The organism is Corynebacterium meridianum (genome assembly GCF_016342265.1).
Taxonomy (GTDB): domain Bacteria; phylum Actinomycetota; class Actinomycetes; order Mycobacteriales; family Mycobacteriaceae; genus Corynebacterium; species Corynebacterium meridianum.
The window spans coordinates 162,828-185,989 of record NZ_JAEIOS010000011.1; the positions used below are offsets into that span (position 1 = coordinate 162,828).

Below are 23,162 nucleotides of genomic sequence, written 5' to 3' on the forward strand. Positions count from 1 at the left end.
GACGGATCAGATCAGGCGAACCGCGTACGGGCTCATGCCGGACCAGCGCACCGGACTGATCTGGACGTGACCACCTGACTGCGGTGCCTCGATCATCATCCCGTCACCGAGGTAGATCGCCACGTGGTACTCGGCGTTCGGCCCCCAGAAGAGCAGGTCCCCCCGTTGGATGTTGGAGGTCGAAACCTTGGTGCCCCTCTGGTACTGGTAACCCGTGTAGTGCGGCAGTGCGATACCGGCACCGGCGAAGGCGTAGAGCGTCAGCCCCGAGCAGTCGAATCCGATCTTGTTGTAGTCGCCGTAGGAGTCCGCGATCCCACCGTCCCGGATTCCCCTCGTCGGCCCCGCGGCGTTACCGCCGCCCCACGCGTACGGCGTGCCGATCACGGACGTCGCCCTGGAGATGACGCCCTCGATCTTCTCCGCCCGGGATCCCGTGATGACGTCCGTGGCGGTCTCCGTGACCTCGTCGAGGTCGGTCAAGGTGACGTAGTCTACGACTGTGTCGAGGGTTCCGGTCACGGGATCGTCCGCGGTACCGTTCCGCGTGGTCGTCGTCGGAGCAGCCGGTGCCGCGGTGGTGATGGCGGGCACGCCGGCACCGTCTGCGGCAGTCGTGTCGTCGACGGTCGCGCTCTCATCGGCGGCGGTGGGTTGAGGCGATGCCGAGTAACCCGCTGCTCCCCCGAAGTTCTCGTCCAGCACGGCTACGGTGTCCCGCACCGCGGCGATCAGGGTGTCGGCGTCCGATTCCTCCCGGGGATATGGGTTGTCCAGGGTGGCGTGATCCGGGGAGTTGACCGCGACCAGTGCTGCGGCGGCCAGTGACGCGGCCGCACTCGCGGCACGCATGAGATCCTGCGCCCGCTGTGCGGCGGCCGCCTCGTTCCCGGCTTCCGCGGTGGCCTTCTCAGCCACCTGCTGAGCCCGAACCGCCTGATCCGCGGCTTCCTGGGCCTTCTCCCGGGCCTCGGCCCGGTCGGGGGCCTCAAGTGCAGCAGCCGCCGCCGCGCTCGCCGCGGCCGCGGCCTCCTGACGGCTGTCCGCCGAGTCCTCCGCCGCAGCGGCCTTCTGCCGGGCAGCAAGTTCGGCCGCGGCCTCGGCGGCCTTTCTCTCCGCTTCAGCGCGCGTGTACTCCTCGAACTCCTTACGTTGGTTGAGGAGTTCGCCAGAGGCGGCCCGCGCCTCCGCGAGCCGTCTCTGGGCGGAATCGCGTTCCGCTGCGAGCCGGTCCCGCTCAGCGGCGGCCTGCTCGATGCGGCGGGCATTGTCCTCGATCTCGGCGCGGGCAGCGGCCTCCGCGGCCTCCGCTTCGGCTTCGCGGTCCTCCGCCACCCTGCGGGCGGCGCGCAGCTGCGATTCCTCGTTGGCGTTCTCGGTACGAAGTCGATCGAGGGATTCCAGTACACCCTGCTGCTTCGCCGCAGCGGTCCGCAGGAAGGTCTGCCTGTCGAGCGCGTCATCGGCGTTCTTCGCCCCGGCGAGTCCGCTGACGGCGAGCGATGTCGTTCCCCTCCGGTACGCACTGCGCGAGATTTCATCGAGCTTCGCCTGCTCGGAGCTCAACTCCTCCTGGGTCTGCTCGAGGTCCGTCCGTGCACCCCGCGCGTTCTGTCGCGCCTGTTCCGCGGTGGCCTGGGCATCGTGCAGGTCGACCAGGGCCTTGTTGACCGCCTCACGGAGGCGACCCATCTCGTTCTCGAGCCCGGAGATCTGCTCCTGAGCGGCCGAGAGACCGGCTGCGAGTGACGCCACCTCCCCCGAGCTCAGCTGGACCGCCTGCTCGGCGGCGGCAATCTCGGAGTCGTCAGGGTTCCGGGGCTCCGCGGCAGCTGGCGTGAGTGTGCAGGCCAGCGAGGCCGTCAGGAGAAGCCCGATCATGCGTCGGGAGAAAACGGGGGCGGGACTTTGAGCTGCGCTGACGTCCGAGACGTGGCGGGGCGTGAACATTGCCACTGGTTAACTCCTATCCCCGACCGACCGGATCCGTGACCGGATCTGGCCCCGCTGGGCGGGACCGTTGGTGGCGGCGACTGCTTCTCGCATCGTGGGCCGTGGTCCCGGACCTGAAGTACCGGAACCCGCGGTGGGTGAACATTCGACGTCGCTCATGGGCCGCACCGACTGTGTATCCGGATGCACCAGGCATGCTTCCCCACGTGCCTGACAGACCCGGACCCTTCGATGAGCCGGTGCGGGCCGGATGGACCGCAGCCTGACTGTTACCGATGAGCACAGATTGATCCGATGAGACTCATGAGCTGACAACTGCACGTTAATTCACTTGCAGGAACTTGGGTACACAATGACCCCAGTAGTCACAGTGGTAAAGCCCCAACACATGACTGACGGGGTTGTTGACCTGTGCACTTACTCAAATGCGTCGCTATCGTGATATTCGTCACATATTGGAGCATTATCGGCGTGTCGCAGACGCAGAACCTCGGCCGTTAGCCCTGGGATGGCACAGACGCGGAGGGATCGGCCCCGGTGAACGCTCCCAAGTCAAGGAACCAGGGTTGACCAAGTACGTCGATGACCCCTCTTCACCATGTGCGGGGAGCCGCCTCAGCTGATGCGTGAGCGCAGCGTGATGACCGTCACGAGGACCGCAACCAGCACAACGGCCGCCATCCCGATGTTGATCCCCTGCCAGGGGACGGTGGCCCGGGTGAGATCGTCCACGAAGATCTGGGTTCCGGCCACGAGATCAGGGTTTCCGAACAGGTCCACCTGTGCAGATTCGATCGCGGCACGGGAATGCTCCCCGCTCACGACGGCACCCCCCGCGGGAGAACGCAGGATCAGCGTGTCGGCGCCGGTCGCGTCGAGCAGGTCCTGTGCGACGTCGCGCTGGTCCGCGGCAACCGCGGGGGCGGAATCGAGGAACACGAAACGCAGTTCCCCGAAGCCGCCGCTTCGGGCGTTGTCGATCACCCCGGAAAGTGCGTCGGACAGGCCCGGATACTCCGAGTCCAATGAGCCGATGGCGACGCCGTCGTCGGCGAGATCCTTGGTGATGTCCGTCAGATTGATGTCGGCGGGGATCATGGGGCAGCGGCTTCCTCTCGGTAGTTCGGCAGGGCGGGGACACACACCCGGTGCGGGAAACCCCTCCCCGACCGACTATGGCACGTCCGGGCGAGCTCTCCGGGGTCGACACCCCGCACGCGCAGGACTCGCACCTTCAATCGTTCCCACCAGCCTATCGACACCCCGCACGCGCGTGACCGGAGCACTCTGCGCCATGTCGACCCGGGTGGTTCCGGGGGTAGCCGCCGCTTTTGGCGTCGCACGCGGGGCGCACCCACCGTCGCGGGGGTGGGGAGGGAAACGAATTGGGGCGTGCCACCACGGCGTTCGGGACCGGAATGATAGATTACGGGGGTGGAAAGTAGCGGAGCGGGCCGCGATTGTCGAACAGAACGCCCGTACTGTTATACTTTACCCCAGACGACGTTCATGTCGGCCAGCGGCCACGATGAACCGCTCTTTTTACCTGCGTCGGCGCCAGCCGGAGAGTAACCCAGCCGACGCTCTACTCACCCGAAATTTTTAGGAACGGAGCTTACGTGACTGAGAGCCAGAACTCATTCAACGCCAAGAGCACCCTCGAAGTCGGCGACAAGTCCTACGAGTACTACGCCCTCAATGCCGTATCCGGCATGGAGAAGCTGCCCTACTCCCTGAAGGTCCTCGGCGAGAACCTTCTCCGCACCGAGGACGGCGCCAACATCACCCGCGATCACATTCAGGCGATCGCGGACTGGGATGCCTCCGCTGAACCGAGCATCGAGATTCAGTTCACGCCCGCGCGCGTCCTCATGCAGGACTTCACCGGCGTTCCCTGTGTCGTTGACCTCGCGACCATGCGCGAGGCCATCAAGACCCTGGGTGGCGACCCCGATGGCGTTAACCCGCTCAACCCCGCCGAGATGGTCATCGACCACTCCGTGATCATCGAGGCCTTCGGTCACTCCGATTCACTCGAGAAGAACGTTAAGATCGAGTACGAGCGCAACGAGGAGCGCTACCAGTTCCTCCGCTGGGGTTCCAAGGCCTTCTCCAACTTCCGTGTCGTTCCCCCGGGAACCGGCATCGTCCACCAGGTCAACATCGAGAACCTGGCCCGTGTCGTCTTCGACAACGAGGGCGTCGCCTACCCCGACACCTGCATCGGCACCGACTCCCACACCACGATGGAGAACGGACTCGGCATCCTCGGCTGGGGTGTCGGCGGTATCGAGGCTGAGGCTGCGATGCTCGGCCAGCCGGTCTCGATGCTCATCCCCCGCGTCGTCGGCTTCAAGCTGACCGGCTCCATCCCCGCCGGCGTCACCGCCACCGACGTCGTGCTGACGATCACCGAGATGCTCCGCGAGCACGGCGTCGTCCAGAAGTTCGTCGAGTTCTACGGCTCCGGCGTCAAGGAAGTTCCGCTCGCGAACCGCGCGACGATCGGCAACATGTCGCCCGAGTTCGGTTCCACCTGCGCGATGTTCCCCATCGACGAGCAGACCACCAAGTACCTGCAGCTCACCGGCCGCTCCGAAGAGCAGATCGCACTCGTCGAGGCCTACGCCAAGGCTCAGGGCATGTGGCTGGACGAGAACACCCCCGAAGCCGAGTACTCCGAGTACCTCGAACTCGATCTCTCGACCGTCGAGCCCTCCATCGCCGGCCCGAAACGCCCGCAGGACCGCATCCTGCTGTCGAAGGCGAAGGAACAGTTCCGCAAGGATCTGCCCAACTACTGCAGCGATGAGGTCCAGGAGGATGAGAGTCGCCCGGCCGTCCGTATGGACTCCGAAGGCGAGCTCGACTTCGACGAGGCCGATGTCGATGACCTCTACAACTCCTCGCGTGAGGGCCACGGCGAGAGCGCCGCACGCGGTGCGGAAGGCCGTGCTTCCCGTCCGGTCACCGTGACCTCCCCCAACGGCGGCGAGTACACGCTCGACCACGGCATGGTCGCCATCGCGTCCATCACCTCCTGCACCAACACCTCGAACCCGTCCGTCATGATCGGTGCCGGCCTCATCGCCCGCAAGGCCGCGGCCAAGGGCCTGAAGGCCAAGCCGTGGGTCAAGACCATCTGCGCCCCGGGTTCCCAGGTCGTCGACGGCTACTACAAGCGCGCCGACCTGTGGAAGGACCTGGAGGCCATGGGCTTCTACCTCGCGGGCTTCGGTTGCACCACCTGCATCGGTAACTCGGGCCCGCTGCCGGAGGAGATCTCCGCGGCGATCAACAAGTACGACCTGACCGCCACTGCGGTACTTTCGGGCAACCGTAACTTCGAGGGCCGCATCTCCCCCGATGTCAAGATGAACTACCTCGCCTCGCCGATCATGGTCATCGCCTACGCCATCGCCGGCACGATGGACTTCGACTTCGACAAGCAGCCGCTCGGCCAGGACCAGGACGGCAACGACGTTTTCCTGACCGACATCTGGCCCTCCACCGAGGAGATTGAGTCCACAATCGAGGAGTGCATCTCCCGCGAACTCTACGAGGCCGACTACGCCGACGTGTTCAAGGGTGACGAGCAGTGGCAGAACCTTCCCACCCCCGAGGGCAAGACCTTCGACTGGGATGAGTCCTCCACCTACATCCGCAAGGCGCCGTACTTCGACGGAATGACCATGGATCCGGAACCGGTCAAGGACATCAAGGGTGCACGCGTCCTGTGCAAGCTCGGCGACTCGGTCACGACCGACCACATCTCCCCCGCCTCCTCCATCAAGCCCGGGACCCCCGCGGCCCAGTACCTGGACGAGAACGGCGTCGAGCGCAACGACTACAACTCTCTGGGCTCGCGGCGTGGCAACCACGAGGTGATGATGCGCGGTACCTTCGCGAACATCCGCCTGCAGAATCAACTGGTCGATCAGGCCGGCGGTTACACCCGGGACTTCACCCAGGAAGGCGCCCCCCAGGCCTTCATCTTCGACGCCTGCGAGAACTACAAGGCGGAGGGCATCCCGCTGGTCGTTCTCGGTGGCAAGGAGTACGGCACCGGGTCCTCCCGTGACTGGGCGGCGAAGGGAACCAACCTGCTCGGGGTCCGGGCCGTCATCACCGAGAGCTTCGAGCGTATCCACCGCTCGAACCTGATCGGAATGGGCGTCATCCCGCTCCAGTTCCCCGAGGGTGAGTCCCACGAGTCACTCGGACTGGACGGCACCGAGGTCTTCGACATCGAGGGTATCGAGGAGTTCAACAACGACACGATCCCGCAGACCGTGAAGGTCACCGCACACAAGGAAGACGGAGAAGACGTGGTCTTCGACGCCAAGGTCCGCGTCGACACCCCCGGTGAGGCCGCGTACTTCCGCAACGGTGGCATCCTCCAGTACGTGCTGCGGAACATGGCCCGCGACGCAGCCTGAGCCGGTCCACCACCCGGATTCCCGGTCCCAGTGACCGCTGGTCCGGGTCGGTGAGCTGAGCCACGATTTGACCGACGGGGGCTGCGGTGATGCGCGACGGTGTCCACCGTCCGCGTCCCGTAGCCCCCTCGACGTCTAAAACGCCAGTACAATCCACTCGTGTACCCGAACCCGACCAGACAGGGTCAGCGGGATGGATCACAACGCCACAACCAAGGAGGACTGTCATGCCCAAGGTCAGTTCCTCGGATCTCTCCCACCGGCGCCGGGAGATCCTCGAAGGCGCCCGCCGTTGCTTCGCGGAGTTCGGCTATGACGGGGCGACCGTCAGGCGTCTCGAACAGGCCACGGGAAAATCCCGGGGAGCCATCTTCCACCACTTCGCCGACAAGGAGAACCTCTTCCTGGCGCTGGCACGGGAGGACGCGGCCCGGATGGCGGATGTCGTTGCCGCGGAGGGGCTGGTCGAGGTCATGCGGGACATGCTCGCCCACCAGGACCGGTACGACTGGCTCTCCACACGTCTGGAGATCACCCGTCTCCTGCGCACGGATCCGGTGTTCTCGGCCCGCTGGGTCGAGCATCAGGCTGTCCTGGACGAGGCGATCCGTTCCCGTCTCCAGGCGGGTGTCGATGCCGGTCGGATGCGCACGGACGTACCGGTCGAGGTCCTGCACACCTACCTGGTCACGGTGATGGACGGCTTCATCACCCATCTCGCCAGCGGAGAACCCACGGACTGCCTGCACCAGGTCCTCGATCTGGTGGAGGCCAGTGTGCGGACGCAGACCCCCGCCAGTCTCTGATCAGACCGGTCTGATCATTAGTCCTGGTTTTGCGGTGTGATAACTCCCATATTCCGGTGAGAAGACAGTAGTATCACTCGGTATGGCCGTCACCGAGATAACCAAGCCGTTCCTTCTGCTGAGCACCCGACCCGAGGATGATGCCGCAGAAGCCGAGTACCGATCGTTCGTCTCGATGATGGAACTCCAGCCCGAGTTTCTCATCCAGAAACGCGTCGACCGGGAGCCTCTGGGCCCGATCATCCTGGATGATTATTCGGGCATCATTGTCGGTGGCGGCCCCTACAACGCCACCGAGCCAGACAAGACCGACCATCAGGTCCGTGTGGAGGCATGCCTCAACACCGTCATCCGGGAGTGCATCGAACGGGATTTCCCCCTTTTCGGAGCGTGTTTCGGCGTCGGTGTGATCGGCAGTGTCGCCGGAGGGGTCATCGACCGGCACTTCGGGGAGAAGCCTGGCTGCATCCTCGTCGACGTGACGACGGAGGGACTCGCGGATCCGATCCTCGACGGGATGCCCTCGCGGTTCCCCACCATCGTGGGACACAAGGAAGCGACCCGGGCCCTCCCCCCGGGTGCGACGCTCCTGGTCCGTGGCGACGTCTGCCCCGTCCAGATGTACCGGATCAAACGGCACATCTTTGTGACGCAGTTCCATCCGGAACTGGAGCTCGATTCCTTCCGCGACCGGCTCGAGGTCTACCGGGAGGCCGGCTACTACGAGCCGGAGGAATTCGACTCCATCATGGATTCCTGCTCCGGACAGGATCTTTCCACCGACAACCGGCTCCTGTTGAACTTCGCCCGGATCTACGCCGGCTGAGCGCGCGCACTCCTACGGGATCAGTCCCTCGAGGTACCGGCGCGTGATGAGGGTCTGGACGGCACGCGCCGCCGGAGCACCCAGTTTCGCCAGCCACCACGCGTGGACCGAGAAGGCGAATATCCGGCCCCGGACGACGCCGTCGTCCCCGATTTCCACGGAAAAGGCCTCCTCGCCGCATTCGACGTGGCCCGGCAGCGTCCCGTAGACGAGCCGCGTCTCACGCTCCCGCGTGTCCACACGCAGGATCAGGCAGGGCGAGGTGGTCCCGGCGAAGCGTATCCGCACCACATCGCCGGACGTGGCGGTGCGCCAGGCACCGACCCGGACGCCCGCGTGGCGGTGGGCGCGCCAGGTCAGGAGCCGATCCGACGCCTCCCGGTAACACCCGTTACCCTCACCCAGGACGATGGCCTCATCGAGGATCCGCCACGCTCCGTCGCGCAGCTGCTCGGGCGGTGTTCCCCCATCCATCAGATCCAGGGTCGTGAGCATCAACTCGGCGGGGTATGTGAGTTCCTGTGCCCAGAGTCGGGCCCGGGCGTCGGTCGCGCAGCTGAAATCCATGGCCCCAGGATAGGCGTCCCGCGGTACAGCCCCATGACGTGAGCGCCGGTTACCGGCGCCGACGCGTCACGCGAGTTCGACGATCTCCATGTACTCGTCACTCCACAGGTCCTCGGTCCCGTCGGGCAACACAATCACGCGCTCCGGATCGAGGGCCTCCACTGCACCGGGATCGTGGGTGACCAGCACCACCGCACCGGTGTAGGTTCCCAGAGCGTTGAGGACCTGTTCACGTGAAACGGGGTCGAGGTTGTTGGTGGGCTCGTCGAGAAGCAAGACATTGGCCCGCGAACTCACCAGCGCGGCGAGCGCCAACCGGGTTTTCTCACCACCGGAGAGGGTGCCCGCCGGTTGTTCGAGCTGATCGCCCGAGAACATGAAGGCGCCGAGCAGTCCCCGCAGATCCTGTGCCCCGGCATCGGGGCAGGCCCGCACGGTGTTCTCCCACACCGTGGCCTCCGGATCGATGGTGTCGTGTTCCTGCGCGAAGTACCCGATCTTCAGCCCGTGGCCGGAGACGATTCCGCCCTCACCGTCCGTCCGCTCGACACCCGCCAGAAGCTTGAGCAGCGTGGTCTTGCCCGCACCGTTGAATCCGAGGACGACCACCCGGGAACCCCTGTCGATGGCCAGGTCCACGCCTGCGAACACCTCGAGGGACCCGTACATCTTCGTCAGCCCGGTCGCATTCATCGGGGTCTTTCCGCACGGGGCGGGTTCCGGGAACGTGATGTGCGCAACCTTGTCCGATCTACGGATCTCGTCCGTGCTCTCGATCATCTTCTCCGCGCGGGCGAGCATCTGTTTCGCCGCGGCCGCCTTCGTGGCTTTCGCCCCGAGCTTCGCCGCCTGCTTCTTCAGCGCCGAAGCCTTCTTTTCCGCGTTGGCGCGCTCGCGGCGCCGGCGGGCCTCATCGGTGGCGCGGGCATCCAGGTACTTCTTCCAGCCCATGTTGTAGACGTCCGCTTCGCCACGCACCGCGTCGAGGAACCAGATCTTGTTGCAGACCGCTTCGAGCAGGTCGACGTCGTGGGAGATCATGATGAGACCACCCTCGTGCCGGTTGAGGAACTCACGCAACCAGGTGATCGAGTCTGCGTCGAGGTGGTTGGTCGGTTCGTCCAGGAGAAGTGTCGTCGCGGATTTCCCTGATCCCGCCGACGCGGCGAACAGGATCTGGGCGAGTTCGACGCGGCGACGCTGGCCGCCGGAGAGTGTCTTGAGCTGCTGGTCGAGGATCCGCGCCGGTAGCCCGAGTGCGTCACAGATTCGTGCCGCCTCACTCGCCGCTTCATAGCCGCCCAGCGTGTGGTACTGCTCCTCCAGGCGCGAGTACTTCCGGATCGCGGTATCCCGCCGGTTGTCGTCCGCCGTGGTCTCCATGATCTCCTGTTGGCGTTCCATCGCCGACTGGATCTTGTCCAGACCCCGGGCGGATAGCACCCGTTCCCGTGCGGTGACCTCGATGTTGCCCTCACGGGAGTCCTGCGGAAGATACCCAACCGTTCCGGAGCGGGTCACCGCGCCAGCGTAGGGTTCCGCTTCCCCGGCGAGAATCCTCATGGTCGTGGTTTTTCCCGCACCGTTCCGACCGACCAGGCCAATGCGGTCCCCGGGCTGTACCCGGAGCTGCTGCCCGGGGGCGGTAAGCAGCGTCCGGGCACCGACACGCACTTCAAGATCACTGGTTACAATCACAGCCGGACAGTGTATCAGTGGCTCCCGGAACCCCGTTCTCCGGAGTCCACGGCAACCGGGGAGGAGGCGTCGACGGTGAACCCGATGATGCCCGTTCCAGATCCCGGGTCAGCGGCTCCGGCGGGTTCCGGCCCGTTGCCCGGACCTATCGACCTGATCGTCGTCGGCCTCGGCCCCGCGGGCATGGCACTCGCCCACCGCGCGCAGACCCGGGGCTGGCGCGTGCTCGGGGTGGATCCCGGGCGACGGTGGCCACACACCTACGGCATCTTCCGTGACGAAGCGCCCGGTTGGCTGGATCCGTTACCGGTACAGACGTCCAGCAGCTCCGCGGTGATCGGGACCCACGGCACACGCGGTCTCGGACGCGAGTACCTGATACTGGACAACGACGCTCTCCGGAGCAGTCTCGCCACCTTCCCGGTCGTCGTTGGCCCTGGCGAAAACATCCGGGCGAACTCGGTCACCGTCGGGACACGGCGGTACCGTGCTCCGCTGGTCGTCGACGCGAGAGGCGTTCCCTGTACCGGTCCACGACCGGTGCAGCAGGCGTACGGCATCGTCGTTGCCGTTCCGCTCACCGATGACGCCGCGGTGTGGATGGACCTCCGTCAGCACGGTGGATGCCGTCGGTACCCGACGTTCCTCTACCAGCTGCCGGTACGCGACGGAATGCTCTACGAGGAAACTATCCTGGTCGCTGATCGCCCGGTACCGTGGCAGGACCTGGAGCGTTCACTGAAACGCAGACTCGGCGTTCTCGCACCCGCACAACGGGACATTCTCCGGGAGGAACGGGTCCTGATACCGATGGGGAAACCGTCGACCGGGCACAACGGCGGAACCGTGGCATTCGGTGCACGCGCGGGGTTGATCAGCCCGATCTCGGGATACTCGGTGGCGACGAGTCTGCAGCTCGTTGAACCGACCCTGGACGCCCTCGCCCCGGTCCTGGGCGGCGCCCGAGCACGGACTCTACCGTGGAACCGGCCTTCGATGAAGCTCGACAGAATGCTCAAGGACCTCGGACAGAAAGTCCTCCGGGGGCTTGACATCGACGAGTTCCCGCGCTTCATGGACGCGCTGTTCAGTCAGGATCCAGGGGTACAGCGGGCCTTTCTCGAGACGGGTACCCCCTTGGGGACGATTCGCGGCATGGTCGCGGTCTTCCGGGCGTCAGACCAGGCGATGCGACTGCGGATCCTGCAGGGCATCCTCCGCGGCTGAGTTCCGGAAACCGGGACGTGGCACACCACAGTCCCGCCGAGCCGCTGCCTACGGGACAGTAGAGCACCCGGTTCGCGGCAGAAGGAGCAACGCGACGCGGCTGCGGGACTTTCCGTGGGCTCATCGGGCAGCCGCACCTCCACCGGATGCGGGTATTCCGGCGGCGACGCGGGGCTCCGGGGTCCGTGTCGCCCGACACGGTGGACCGGTGCAACCCGGGATTCTCTAGTGCACCAGCCGGTCCCACCACCGGATGTCGCCGAGATCCCGGAGGCCCGGGAATATGCCCAGCAGGCCTACCGCCCGTGCGATCGAGGCGAGGACCGAACCGATCGAAGCGATGATCGCGAGGACCGGGTACGCCGCCGCCAGCTGCTCCGCTTCCTGCTCCGGTGAGGGACCGGGCGCCTCCGGCGGAAGTACCCGGAAGGAGATCTCCGAGACGACGGCCGGGGACTCGGTCGCAGTCCCTGTGACAGCCGGGACGGAGGCGGCGACCGTGACGGTGCGGGGTTGCCCGCCTTCGGCCACAGGCGACACCGTGTACGCGACGACGGCGAGGCCCTCCGAGCTGGTGATCGCCTTCCCCACGGCCGCCCCTTCGGCGGTGAAGGTGACCTCCGTGCCCCGAACGACGCCGTCGGGTCCGGTCAGACGTGCGGTGAGGGGAAGCTCACGGGGCTGCCCGTCCGAAATGATGTCGGGGATCTCGCCCAGCGAAAGCGTCCGTTCCTCGATGACCCGATCGGCGGGAAGTACCGTTACCGAGCCCCGGGCGTCAGCCCCCACCGTGAGGGCCGGGTCAGCATCCTGCGGCAACACGAGTCGGGCGCGGAGCCTGTGTACGGACTCCTGCCCACCGGCTGCGACCGGGCCCAGGGTGAAGGGCACCGTGGCGGTGCCCCCAGCGGTGACCGGGGCAACTGCGACCCTGGTGCCGTCCACGTAGAGGACGACCTGTGCACCGGGAGGCAGTTGAGTGTCGCTGGGACGCATCGCGACCGTGACGTCAGCCGTGACATCGATGTCCCCGGCATCGGACTGGACCGGGTTGATCGGCGCCAGAAACACCTCCGCGACGGCCGGCGTCGGCGGCTCACCGAACTCGACGCGCGGCAGTGTCTGGGTGATCGTGGTGTAGGGATCGCCGGTGTGGTTGGGCCTGCCGATCCGCCACGAGACGGTCGGTGCATAGAAGCCCCGGTCCAGGTCCTCGGTGGTCACCGTGTGATAGGCGAAGGGGCAGTCGGCGGTGGTGTCGCCGGCGAAGTTGTTCCACCGGCAGTTCTTGCCCGAGGTCGTCGCCGGATCGAAGGACTCGAGTTCACCACTGGGCAGGATGCCGACGGGAGTGGACGTGGGATTCACGACGTGGAAGTTGTACCTGATTTCGTCACCGACGCTGAAGGACTCTCCGGCGTTGGTCACGGTCGGGGTGATCGTCACATCACCGGGGCCGGGGACGTGACCGTTCACCACCTCGATGCGGAAGGAGTCCCGCTTGCTCAGTGAGCCCGGGGCGTCGACGTGCAGATGCCCTTCGACCTGACCGCTGACGGCATTCAACGGTGCCGTGACAGCGAAGGAGACCTCGGTTTCCCCGCCCGCCGGGACACTCACGGATCCGGCATCGGCGGTCCACCCCTCGGGCAGCGTGACACGGAGGGGTAGATCGACGATTTCATCTCCGAGCGGATTGGCGACGGTAGCGGTGACCGTGACGGTCTGACCGGGCCCGATCGTCACCGGCTCAACCCGGGCATCCAGGCAGGATGCGCCGAGCCAGGGCAGGTTGAAGCGGGAGAAGTGGATGTTGTTTGAATTGCCCTGGTTGTGTTCCTCGAACAGGAGCCCGATCGAACCATCCGGCAGCGTCGCCATCGAGGTGTACTGGAGATTGTCGGCACGGAACTGGCGGGACACCGGCCAGGACTCCCCCTCGTCGCAACTCAGCCGGATCGTGCCGTTCGAACGTCCGGATGTCGATGCCGTGTTGCTGAACAGGAGGACCTTCGCTTCAGCGGAACCCTCGGGGGCGTTCGGGAAGAGACGGATCAGCGAGGCGTTGTTCCGTGGGTCGGGCAACCGGGGATCCGGTACCGGCTCCGTCCACGTCTCGCCTCCGTCGTAGCTGTAGCTGATCTTGCGCATGAGAACGGACCTGTCCGACGACCGCGAGTTGTTCATCAGCCGCCCGTCCGAGAGCTCGACGATCTTGTTCTCGTCCATTCCGGTCCCGAATGCCCGACTCGGGAACCAGCTCTCTCCGTGGTCGTCGGACAACCAGGTCACCGCCCGGAACTCACCGCTTTCGGTGACCACCATCGCCGGCTGGACGAGGCGCCCCGCGTGTTCCCCGTACTGGAGCTGTATCCCGTTTCCTGAAGTGGCGAAACGGCCCCGCCACGGGGCGTCACCGGTGATCTGGTCGGTGATCACGGTTCCGGTTTCCCAGGTTTCTCCGTTGTCCGCACTCTTCGCGTAGGCGGCGTGCAGTACGTTCCGGGCATCCGGGTCCGTACCGATCTCCGAATTCCGGATGCCGACGTCGTAGCTCTTGACGTGGAAGTTGAAGATGTCTCCCGTGTACCAGTCCACCAGCACGGAAGGATCCGAGTAGCCGTGGACCGGATCATCCCTCCTGCCTGCCGCGAGTTCCTCCTGCGAGGTCCACGTAACTCCGTTGTCGGTTGACCGCCGTAGGACGATCGAGTTGGGCTGGGGGGCGTCTCCGCAGGTCCCCGGCCGTCCATCCCATGACGCGAGTACGGTGCCGTCACCCGCGACCCCGAGGGAAGGTATCCGGTAGCAGTCGAAGCCGTTCTCACCGCCGGTGGCGAGGACCTCGTCGGTGAAGAACGGATCTGCACCGAGATCGTGGTCGACGTCGAAACCCATGGTCCCACCCGGTGGTGTCGCCTGGGCTGCACCGCCCGACGGCGACACCAGCGTCCCGATTGCGAGAGCCAACGTGGCGATCACCCCCGTTGTGGTACGTCTCATTGTTGTCCCGTTCATTTTCTTTCCTCCCGGTAAATCTCAGCTCGTCGGGTGTTCTGCTCTGGTCGGATGTTCCGCGGCGGAGGGAGCTTACCGCTCCGGGTACCGGTTGGGACGCCATGACCATGGACAACGTGGAAACGTTAGTCCCCACCAAGCCTATGTGAGTTTCCCGAAATTAGCTGGGAATTGTCGATACCCGAGGATGATGACCGGCACGGGGGCACCCGTTACAGACTCTCCGCACCCGATGCTCCTGTGTTTCGGTGTCAATCAGTGAGTGCCGCTGCCCCGATCACAGCCGGGGACCGGGAGGTTGAGGTCGGCGGGACGTAAACGTCGAAACAGATCGCCGGGTGGATTCGGAGACCCCGTGGGAAAGACACCTGGGGAGGTCCGCTTAGATCGGATTTCTCCTGCTCGCAGGTCACGTACTGCGCCAATCAGCGAGCGGACGGGCCAAGTAGTCCGCGAATGAGGAAAAGCGGTGATTAACGTCAACCGGCTCCCGGATGAGCGCACTCCCCTTTCACCGGTCACCCCGGTGGTCGATCGCGCTCGGGCGGCGAACTGGTCTCCGGATTGATCCCGGCGGCAATGCGGTGACGAGTGGCCGCGTCACATCGGTCGCAGACCGGTGGGTGCCGGTTTCAAATCCTGTCCGGACACGGATAACCCGCCCCGGCATGCGGGGCGGGTGGCAGAGGTACCTCGCGGGAAGGTCCGCCAGGACAGGGACCTACCCGTTCGGAGGCCCCGTCCCTGTTTCTCGTTGACTCAGAGGCCGAAGATCCCACGGAGCAGGTTCAGCAGCCAACCGAGGAATCCTCCGATGCTGCCGATGCCCGGGTTCTCCGGAGCGGTGTACTCCAGCTCCGAGTGGGCGTCGCCTTTGATGATCAGGCCTTCGCTCTCGTAGCTCATCGGCAGATCAGCGACGATGAGACCTCCTTCTGGCAGCGGATGAAACACCACCGAGGCCGAATCATCCGCCCCGACCACCGCGGTGTAGGTCTCGCCGTCGATGGTGAAGGTCACCGTCTCCCCCTCCGCCCGGAAGGGGGCCTTCGGTCCGTACTCCACCACCGCTGTAACACGCATCCTCGAGTTGAATGGCCCCTCTGGGGTCACAGACAGTTCGAGTGAACGCGGAACGTAGATGGGATCAACGGGGTGCGGCATATCGCAGAGGGCAGCCGCACCGGGGACGCACTCGCCTGTCGCCGTGGGCGGCGCCGGAGTAGCGGCGGACACTCCGGTACCCGCGCCGATGACGACGAGGACGGCCGCCGCCACGGCGAGCCCGGCACCGGAGCGAGCCCGCAACCGCGTTCCACGGCTGTCCGGTGCTGATCGAATCCTCCGGGCGATCACGGTTTCGCCCCGAAGATGCCGGTGAAGAAGTCGAGGATCGACTCGAAGAAGTTGGTGATCATGTCGGTGATGGAGTTCACGGAAGATCCCGAGGGCCCGGATTGGTCCGGGTTACCGGTCAGCTCCACGACCAACTTGGCTTCGGCGGCCGAGTAGATCGCGTGGTCTTCGTAGTGGGAGTCGACGGTCGTGGTGACCTGGACCCCGGATTCCAGAGCCTGACCGTCCTCGAAGGTCACCACGTGGTAGATGGTCGCTGTTCCCTTCGCGTCCGTCACAACGTCGACCGTGTACTCGGAGGCTGGACCGTTGACGGAGAAGGTCACGACCTGTCCGACGATACCGTGGCCCGTCCCGGGGTCCGCGGACGTCAGACGCGCCTTGATACGGTACCTGCGCGCGTTGTTCTCGACGTCGCTGACCGGGGTGGACTCAAGGGTGAGCTCCCGGGCGACGGTCCGTTTTGCGGTGTCGGCCGGGGCCACAGTAGAAGTCGTCGTTTCGGCCGGAGCCGCGGCGGCGAACGGGATTCCCGTGGAGAGGAGCGTCGCGGACGCCAGAGCGGTGACAGCTGCGGTGCAGGTTCGTCTGATCCTGTGTCTCATGTGATTCCTGACTGTGGGAGATTGTGGAACCAACACTAACCGTCAGACGACAAACACGAAAGCAGATCTGCCACCGGGGTTGGGACCACGGCGCGTTTCCACCGCCACGAATCAATTGCCCGTCACACCGCTGCCCGGTTTAAACCTGTACACCACCCGGTTGGGAACGGTGTTACCTCCGTTAAGGGGCGAACATCATCCTCTCAGACCGAGAAGCCGAGCGCCCGGAGTTGCTCGCGGCCGTCCTCCGTGATCATGTGCGGTCCCCACGGCGGACGCCAGACCCACTCGAGGTCGAGTTTGCTGGCGGTGCCGGAGCCGACGACGGCCGTCTCCGCCTGTTCCTCCAGGATGTCCGTCAACGGGCACGCCGGGGAGGTCAGCGTCATCTGAACGACCGCCTCGTCACCGTTCTCGATCCAGATGTCGTAGACCAGACCGAGATCGACGACGTTGATGCCGAGCTCGGGGTCGATCACGTCACGCATGTATTCCTCGACGTCACTCGCTTTCGCGAGATCCGTCTCGGACTGTTCCGGGCGGACGCGCTCTATCTTCTCGTCGGAACGGTCCGGGGGAAGACCCGCGCCATCGGACGGGGCCGTGCCGGGATTCCGGGTCTCGTCGGTCATTTCTTCTCCTTCAGTGCTTCAGCGGTCGCGGCCTGGAATGCCTTCCACCCGAGCAGGGCGCATTTGACTCGGGCCGGATACTTCGAGACTCCGGCGAAGGCGACGCCGTCACCGATCAGGTCACCGTCCCCCTCCTCGGTACCGCGGGAGGTGATCATGGTCTCGAAGGCGGTGACACTCTTCATCGCGTCCTCGACCTTCGCGCCGACGGTCTCCTCGGCCATCACGGAGGTGGACGCCTGGCTGATGGAACAACCGACGGCATCGTAGGACACGTCCTCGACCGTAGATCCGTCCTCCGAGAGATGGACCCGGAGTGTGAGTTCGTCGCCGCAGGACGTGTTGACGTGGTGCACCTCGGAATCGAACGGATCCCGGAGTCCCTTGTGCTGCGGATGTCTGTAGTGGTCCAGGATGACCTCCTGGTACATCTGTTCAAGTCTCATCAGTTGACCCCGAAGAACTCTCGGGCCCGGTGGACACCGGCGACCAGCCGGTCGACCTCATCGGGCGTGTTGTACAGGTAGAAGGATGCACGTGCCGTGGCCTGGACACCGCCGGCACGGTGGGCGGGCCAGGCACAGTGGTGCCCGACCCGGATGGCAACCGAACCATCGTCGAGGACCTGGCCCAGATCGTGCGGGTGAATTCCGTCCACCACGAAGCTGACGGCGCCGCCCCGGTTCTCCGTCGTCGTGGGACCGATGATCCGGAGGCCGGGGATCTCACCGAGCGCCGACAGTGCCCGGGCGGTGAGCTTCTCCTCGTGGGCGGCGATGGCGTCCATCCCGACCCCGGTGAGGAAGTCCACGGCCGCTCCGAGACCGACGACCTGGCTGTTCATCTGCGTACCCGCCTCGAAACGCTGCGGCGGTGCGGTGTAGGTGGACCCTTCCATGGTGACCTTCTCGATCATCGAACCACCTGTGAGGAAAGGCGGCAGGAGCTTGAGGATCCGTGCTCTGCCGTAGAAGACACCCACACCCGTGGGACCGCACATCTTGTGGCCCGAGAACGCGGCGAAGTCGACTCCCATGGCGTGGAGGTCCACCGTCTGGTGGGGTACCGACTGGCACGCGTCGAGCACGGTGAGGGCACCGACCGACCGGGCGCGCCGGACAACCTCGGCGACGTCCGACACAGCTCCGGTCACGTTGGACTGGTGGGTGAAGGCGACAACCTTGACCGTCTCATCGAGTTCGAGGGAATCGAGATCGATGCGACCGTCGGTGGTCATTCCGTACCACTTCAGCGTTGCGCCGGTCCGCCGGCAGAGTTCCTGCCATGGAACGAGGTTCGCGTGGTGTTCCAGCTCGGTGAGCACGACGGTGTCGCCGGCCCCGACCGAGAGGTCTCCGGCGCGATCGTCGCCGAGGACGTGCGCCACGAGATTGAGTGCCTCGGTGGCGTTCTTCGTGAACACGATCTCCGAATCTTCGGCACCGACGAACGATGCGATCCGGTCACGGGCGGATTCGTATGCGTCAGTGGCCTCTTCGGCGAGCAGGTACGCACCCCGGTGGACCGGGGCATTCGTACCGAGCACGAACCGCTCCTCCGCACGCCACACTCGCTCAGGGCGTTGTGACGTCGCACCGGAGTCGAGGTAGGCGACGGTCGAACCGTCCCGGCCGGTCCGATCCAGGATCGGGAACTCTGCACGGATCGCCCGCACATCCAGGCTGCCGTCGGGATTGCGGTACATCGGGGTTCCTCCCGTCATCAGAGGAAGCGGTCGTAGCCGTGGGCCTCAAGCTCATCGGCCAGCTCCGGGCCACCGGAGGTGACGATCCGGCCCGCCGCGAAGACGTGGACGTGGTCGGGCTTGACGTAGTTGAGGATCCGCTTGTAGTGCGTGATCAGCAGGACACCACCATCATTGCGGTCGCGGTAGCGGTTGATTCCTTCACTGACGACGCGCAGGGCGTCGACGTCGAGACCGGAGTCCGTCTCGTCGAGGATGGCGAACTTCGGGCGGAGGAGACCGAGCTGGAGGATCTCGTGCCGCTTCTTCTCGCCACCGGAGAAGCCCTCGTTGACGCTGCGTTCGGAGAAGGCACGGTCGATGGCGAGCTCCTCCTGTGCACCGCGGACCTCCTTGATCCAGTCCCGGAGCTTCGGGGCCTCTCCCCGGACAGCGGTGGCTGCGGTGCGCAGGAAGTTCGCCATGGAGACACCGGGGACCTCGACGGGGTACTGCATGGCGAGGAAGAGTCCGGCGCGGGCGCGCTCGTCGACATCCATGTCGAGGAGGTTCTCCCCGTCGAGGAGAACCTCACCACCGGTGACCTCGTACTTGGGATGTCCGGCGATGGTGTAGGACAGGGTGGATTTGCCGGAGCCGTTGGGGCCCATGATGGCGTGGGTCTCACCGGACCTGATGGTCAGGTTGACGCCCTTGAGGATCTGCTTGGGTTCGCTGTGTTCATCGGTGGCGGCTACCTGCGCCGAGAGGTTCTTGATTTCAAGAGTGCTCATTATCGGTTCTTTCTTGGGCTGTGAGTGTGTTGCGGTGGAGGAGAACGTGTGTCACACGTACCCGAGAGGTGGTCAGAGGCGCGTGCCCTCGAGCTCCTCGGCGATCTGCTCCTCGAGCTGATCACGGACGGCCTTGACGGGGATCCGGCCGATGACCTCGGAGAAGAAGCCCCGGACGATCAGTCGACGGGCCTGGTTCGGGTCGATGCCGCGGGACAGCAGGTAGAACAGCTGATCATCGTCGAAGCGACCGACCGTCGCCGCGTGGCCGGCACCGACGATCTCGCCGGTCTCGATCTCGAGGTTGGGAACCGCGTCGGCTCTCGCGCCCTCTGTGAGCACCAGGTTCCGGTTCGTCTCGTAGGTGTCGGTCCCCTGCGCGTTGGCGCGGATCAGCACGTCGCCGACCCAGGCGGTCCGGGCGTCCGGCAGGTCCGAGGACGGATCCGCCTGCAGGGCACCCTTGTAGAGGACGTTGGAGCGGCAGTTCGGCTCGGCGTGGTCGACGAGCAGACGCTGCTCGAAGAACTGCCCGTCGTCGGCGAAGTACACACCGAGGAGTTCGGCGTCTCCGCCGGGTGCGGTGAACTTGACGCTCGGGATGAGGCGTACGACGCCGCCACCGAAGCAGGCGACGTTGTGGCGGAGCACCGCGTCCCGGCCCAGCTTCGCCCGCTGATTGCCGAGATGGACCGCGGTATCGTCCCAGTCGACGTGGACGACGACCGTCAGCCGGGCGTTGTCGCCGACGATGTACTCGTGATTGTCGGAGTGGGTGCCGTCGCCGGTGTAGCGGATGTTGACGATGGCCTCGGCGCCGTCCTCCACGACGATGCTGACGTCGGTGAAGGATGTGACGTCGGCTCCCCTGCCGGTGACCGTGACGGTGACCGGGTCGGTGTTCGAGGAGTTCCTGGCGAAGGTGACGAGGGTGGCCTCCTCCATGGCGGTCCACGCCTGGGCCCCGACGCGGTCGACGGGAGCACCGGCGGTACCGATCCGTTCGTCATCGCGGGTCACCTTCTCGACCGTGACACCCGATGCCGACTCGGGAACGTCAACGGAGACGTCCGGGGTCGTCGCCTCGGGGAAGGTGCCGTCGTGCAGGCCCCTCAGCCGACGCAGAGGAGTGAAGCGCCAGACCTCGTCCCGGCCCCGAGGAACGTCGAAGTCGTCGACGTTGAAGGAGGTGAACAGGTCACCCTTGGTGTCGTGGTAGGTGGCGTTCTTGACACGTTCCACTTTTGTCTCGGTCATCGGGTTTAACCCACCGATCCTTCCATCTGCAGTTCAATCAGGCGGTTGAGTTCGAGCGCGTACTCCATCGGGAGTTCCTTCGCGATCGGCTCGACGAAGCCGCGCACGATCATCGCCATGGCCTCGTCTTCGGCGACACCCCGGCTCATCAGGTAGAAGAGCTGGTCCTCGGAAACCTGCGAGACCGTGGCCTCGTGGCCGAGGGAGACGTGGTCGTTCCGGATGTCGTTGTACGGGTAGGTGTCCGACCTCGAGATGTTGTCCACCAGGAGGGCGTCACACTCGACGTTCGAGGTCGAGTGGTGCGCGTTGGCGTTGATCTGGACGAGCCCACGATAAGCCGCGCGGCCGCCCGACCTGGCGACGGACTTGCTCACGATGTTGGAGGACGTGTACGGCGCCATGTGGACCATCTTCGCGCCGGTGTCCTGGAACTGGCCCTCGCCGGCGAAAGCCACGGAGAGCACCTCACCCTTTGCGTGGGGTCCGGTCATCCACACGGCCGGGTACTTCATCGTGACCTTCGAGCCGATGTTGCCGTCGACCCACTCCATCGTCGCACCCTCTTCACACTTGGTGCGCTTCGTGACGAGGTTGTAGACGTTGTTCGACCAGTTCTGGATCGTCGTGTAGCGGCAGCGGCCGCCCTTCTTCACGATGATCTCCACGACCGCGGAGTGCAGGGAGTCCGACTTGTAGATCGGCGCGGTGCAACCCTCGACGTAGTGGACGTAAGCGTCCTCGTCGACGATGATGAGCGTCCGCTCGAACTGGCCCATGTTCTCGGTGTTGATGCGGAAGTAGGCCTGCAGGGGGATGTCGACGTGGACACCCTTGGGGACGTAGATGAACGACCCTCCGGACCAGACCGCGGTATTCAGGGCCGCGAACTTGTTGTCGCCCGCGGGGATGACGGTACCGAAGTACTCGCGGAAAAGGTCCTCGTGCTCGCGGAGGGCGGTGTCGGTGTCGAGGAAGATGACGCCCTGCGCCTCCAGATCCTCGCGGATCTGGTGGTAGACGACCTCGGACTCGTACTGGGCTGCGACGCCGGCGACGAGGCGCTGCTTCTCCGCCTCCGGAATACCCAGCTTGTCGTAGGTGTCCTTGATGTCCGCCGGAAGCTCGTCCCACGTGGTGGCCTGCTTCTCCGTGGAACGCACGAAGTACTTGATGTTGTCGAAGTCGATTCCGGAGAGGTCGGCTCCCCAGGTCGGCATCGGCTTACGCTCGAAGATGTCGAGTGCCTTCTGCCGGTTCTTCAGCATCCATTCGGGCTCGTTCTTCTTGCCGGAGATGTCCGCGACGACCTCGGGGCTGAGACCGCGCTTCGCTGCCGCGCCTGCGACGTCCGTGTCGTGCCAACCGTAGTTGTACGCGCCGATTGAGTCGATGATCTCCTCATCGGTGCGGGGGGCGTCGACAACCGGCTTTTCCTGGGCCTGGGTCATTTAGCCTCTCCTTTCATCAGGAGTGTGGGGTATGGGGGTCAATGTGAGCTGCCCGGCCGGAACGTTGGTCGTGCAGATGCCGTGTCCCTCGGCGATGGACGCCAGGGGTTGCACATGATTCCCGAGCAATCTGGCGATCGCCTCATGCTCCGCCTCACAGAGTTCGGGGAACTCCGAGGCGACCTGGGAGATCGGACAGTGGTGCTGGCAGATCTGCACGCCTCCGCCGGCATGGTGCACCGTGGCGGCGTAGCCGTGAGCGGAGAATGCGTCCGCAACCGCGCGGGCTGTCGCGGGGACGGACTCCTCGTCGTCGGCGGGTGCTATCCCGTCGACGATCGTCGAGATGCGCCTCCGGGCGAACGCCCGGACGGCTTCCTCGCCGCCTGTCTCCCGCAGAGCCTGCAGAGCGGAAGTGGCGAGGGAGTCGTAGTCGTGGCCGAACGTCGCGCGGCCCCGGTCGGTGAGGCGGAAGGCCTTCGCCGGCCGCCCACGTCCGCGGCCACGACCGACGGGGCGGGTGACCTCGACCAGTTCATCGTCGACCAGAATGTCCAGATGCCGACGCACACCCGCCGCCGAGAACCCGAGATGGGCCCCGATGTCCGAGGCGCTCACCGGGGCCCGCTCGAGCAGCGTCCGGAGAATCGCACGCCGGGTGTCTCCGTCCTGGGGACGGAACGAATCCGCCGGGGAGCAGGTGGGCCGGGACTCGGCCTGATCCTGTCGTGCTGTCGTCACCGTTGTCACCTCCTGCTCTCTCGTCCGTTGTTCAATCCGGGTGCTTCCCGGGATGCCGCCCCTCCTCCACCGGTACCGGGGAAAGCGGGGAGCGGACAGCCGGGATAC

18 protein-coding genes are annotated in these 23,162 nt (G+C 65.5%); 4 read left to right on the top strand and 14 right to left on the bottom strand.

All coding sequences use genetic code 11. The annotated features are described in order from the left end of the window. Nucleotides 1-6: 6 nt before the first annotated feature. Nucleotides 7-1,950, bottom strand: coding sequence for a DIP1281 family NlpC/P60 protein (locus JDV75_RS03965; RefSeq protein WP_198738443.1), 1,944 nt, complete (start codon nucleotides 1,948-1,950; stop codon nucleotides 7-9). A 618-nt stretch (nucleotides 1,951-2,568) separates the two neighbouring features. Further along, on the bottom strand, nucleotides 2,569-3,051 hold the full coding sequence (locus tag JDV75_RS03970) for an Rv1476 family membrane protein (protein WP_198737950.1): 483 nt from the start codon (nucleotides 3,049-3,051) through the stop codon (nucleotides 2,569-2,571). Nucleotides 3,052-3,572: 521 nt separating this feature from the next. Between JDV75_RS03970 and can the strand changes: the two genes are divergently transcribed. From can to JDV75_RS03985, 3 genes are all read left to right on the top strand, one after another. Continuing rightward, entirely contained in the window at nucleotides 3,573-6,392 is a 2,820-nt protein-coding gene (gene can, locus JDV75_RS03975) for an aconitate hydratase (RefSeq protein ID WP_198737951.1), read from the top strand. Nucleotides 6,393-6,619: 227 nt separating this feature from the next. Continuing rightward, the gene (locus JDV75_RS03980) at nucleotides 6,620-7,198 is read left to right on the top strand and encodes a TetR/AcrR family transcriptional regulator (RefSeq protein ID WP_198737952.1); all 579 of its coding nucleotides are present in this window, start codon (nucleotides 6,620-6,622) and stop codon (nucleotides 7,196-7,198) included. 82 nt (nucleotides 7,199-7,280) lie between these two features. Next, the gene (locus tag JDV75_RS03985; protein WP_198737953.1) at nucleotides 7,281-8,024 is read left to right on the top strand and encodes a glutamine amidotransferase; all 744 of its coding nucleotides are present in this window, start codon (nucleotides 7,281-7,283) and stop codon (nucleotides 8,022-8,024) included. A 12-nt stretch (nucleotides 8,025-8,036) separates the two neighbouring features. Here the strand turns inward: JDV75_RS03985 and JDV75_RS03990 are convergent, their stop codons facing one another. Continuing rightward, nucleotides 8,037-8,591: a DUF1990 domain-containing protein gene (locus tag JDV75_RS03990; RefSeq protein ID WP_198737954.1), complete on the bottom strand. Its 555-nt coding sequence runs from the start codon at nucleotides 8,589-8,591 to the stop codon at nucleotides 8,037-8,039. Between the two features lie 66 nt (nucleotides 8,592-8,657). Continuing rightward, entirely contained in the window at nucleotides 8,658-10,289 is a 1,632-nt protein-coding gene (locus tag JDV75_RS03995) for an ATP-binding cassette domain-containing protein (RefSeq protein WP_198737955.1), read from the bottom strand. A gap of 9 nt (nucleotides 10,290-10,298) precedes the next feature. On the opposite strand from JDV75_RS03995, the gene JDV75_RS04000 reads away from it, so the two are divergent. Next, nucleotides 10,299-11,516 carry a lycopene cyclase family protein gene (locus JDV75_RS04000; protein WP_198737956.1) on the top strand — a complete coding sequence of 406 codons (1,218 nt, stop codon included), beginning with the start codon at nucleotides 10,299-10,301 and terminating at the stop codon, nucleotides 11,514-11,516. Nucleotides 11,517-11,741: 225 nt separating this feature from the next. On the opposite strand, the gene JDV75_RS04005 is transcribed toward JDV75_RS04000, so the two are convergent. The 10 genes from JDV75_RS04005 to JDV75_RS04050 form a co-directional block, all read right to left on the bottom strand. Next, the gene (locus tag JDV75_RS04005) at nucleotides 11,742-14,519 is read right to left on the bottom strand and encodes an exo-alpha-sialidase (protein ID WP_232958164.1); all 2,778 of its coding nucleotides are present in this window, start codon (nucleotides 14,517-14,519) and stop codon (nucleotides 11,742-11,744) included. Nucleotides 14,520-15,293: 774 nt separating this feature from the next. After that, a complete protein-coding gene (locus JDV75_RS04010) occupies nucleotides 15,294-15,842 on the bottom strand; it encodes a hypothetical protein (RefSeq protein WP_198737958.1) in 549 nt (182 codons plus the stop codon). A gap of 44 nt (nucleotides 15,843-15,886) precedes the next feature. After that, entirely contained in the window at nucleotides 15,887-16,495 is a 609-nt protein-coding gene (locus JDV75_RS04015; protein WP_198737959.1) for a hypothetical protein, read from the bottom strand. Nucleotides 16,496-16,698: 203 nt separating this feature from the next. Continuing rightward, the gene (locus JDV75_RS04020; RefSeq protein ID WP_198737960.1) at nucleotides 16,699-17,127 is read right to left on the bottom strand and encodes a metal-sulfur cluster assembly factor; all 429 of its coding nucleotides are present in this window, start codon (nucleotides 17,125-17,127) and stop codon (nucleotides 16,699-16,701) included. Further along, entirely contained in the window at nucleotides 17,124-17,573 is a 450-nt protein-coding gene (gene sufU, locus JDV75_RS04025; RefSeq protein ID WP_198737961.1) for a Fe-S cluster assembly sulfur transfer protein SufU, read from the bottom strand. Before sufU ends, JDV75_RS04020 begins: the two co-directional genes overlap by 4 nt. Beyond that, nucleotides 17,573-18,850: a cysteine desulfurase gene (locus JDV75_RS04030; RefSeq protein ID WP_198737962.1), complete on the bottom strand. Its 1,278-nt coding sequence runs from the start codon at nucleotides 18,848-18,850 to the stop codon at nucleotides 17,573-17,575. The genes sufU and JDV75_RS04030 overlap by 1 nt, the downstream gene beginning before the upstream one ends. Further along, on the bottom strand, nucleotides 18,850-19,605 hold the full coding sequence (gene sufC, locus JDV75_RS04035; protein ID WP_198737963.1) for a Fe-S cluster assembly ATPase SufC: 756 nt from the start codon (nucleotides 19,603-19,605) through the stop codon (nucleotides 18,850-18,852). The genes JDV75_RS04030 and sufC overlap by 1 nt, the downstream gene beginning before the upstream one ends. A gap of 72 nt (nucleotides 19,606-19,677) precedes the next feature. Next, nucleotides 19,678-20,862: a Fe-S cluster assembly protein SufD gene (sufD, locus tag JDV75_RS04040; protein ID WP_198737964.1), complete on the bottom strand. Its 1,185-nt coding sequence runs from the start codon at nucleotides 20,860-20,862 to the stop codon at nucleotides 19,678-19,680. 5 nt (nucleotides 20,863-20,867) lie between these two features. Then, the gene (gene sufB / locus JDV75_RS04045; RefSeq protein WP_198737965.1) at nucleotides 20,868-22,313 is read right to left on the bottom strand and encodes a Fe-S cluster assembly protein SufB; all 1,446 of its coding nucleotides are present in this window, start codon (nucleotides 22,311-22,313) and stop codon (nucleotides 20,868-20,870) included. Next, nucleotides 22,314-23,063: a helix-turn-helix transcriptional regulator gene (locus JDV75_RS04050; protein WP_198737966.1), complete on the bottom strand. Its 750-nt coding sequence runs from the start codon at nucleotides 23,061-23,063 to the stop codon at nucleotides 22,314-22,316. It lies immediately after the preceding gene. Between the last annotated feature and the right edge of the window lie 99 nt (nucleotides 23,064-23,162).